Consider the following 667-nt stretch of genomic DNA (forward strand, 5'->3'; position numbering starts at 1 on the left):
CCCGCCTGCGCGGAATCGACCAGCGGCGGCAGCTTCTTGCCGGCCTTGGTGTCGCGCAGACCTTCCACGATCAGCGGATGTCGGGCGAGCTTCTTGTCGAACGCCTGGTAGACATTGGTCGCCGCGGCCGCATCCTTGTTGCGCGACAGCCAGCGCGCATAGGCCTCGGTGACACGCAGCATGGAATCGTCGAGCTTGTAGGCGCGCTCGAAGCGGGTGCCGGCGTCCTTCTCCTTGCCGGCGAGCTCGAGGATCATGCCGGCGTGCAGATCCTTGAACAGCGGATACCATTCGGGACCCGCAAGCTTGTCGATGGTGGCAACGCCGCCCTTGGCATCGCCCGCACCATAGGCGGCCCAGCCCGACAGCAGCGTGGCGACGAGATCGGTGATCGGACCGCGGATCGACTGGTTGATGTTGGTCTGCGCGGTCGCGTATTTCTTCATCTTGAGATCATGCACGCCGACGACGAGACGCGCGACGCGGTTGGTCTTGTCGATGGTGAGGATGCGCTCGGCGAGCTTGACCGCCTCATCGATGTCGCCGTCGGCGACAGAGGAGATGAAGGCGCGGTCGAGCAGTTCGTTGTTCTTGGGATCGGTGCGGAGCGCCGAGCGGTAGAAAGCTGCCGCCGAAGCCGCATCGCGCTCGACGCTGGCGTGGCGGG

General features: G+C 65.4%; 1 pseudogene. It reads right to left on the reverse strand.

The features are described 5' to 3' along the window. Positions 1 to 667 (reverse strand): annotated as a pseudogene (locus A5906_RS44330) (tetratricopeptide repeat protein); the annotation flags it as partial.

The sequence above is a fragment of the Bradyrhizobium sacchari genome, from assembly GCF_002068095.1.
Taxonomy (GTDB): domain Bacteria; phylum Pseudomonadota; class Alphaproteobacteria; order Rhizobiales; family Xanthobacteraceae; genus Bradyrhizobium; species Bradyrhizobium sacchari.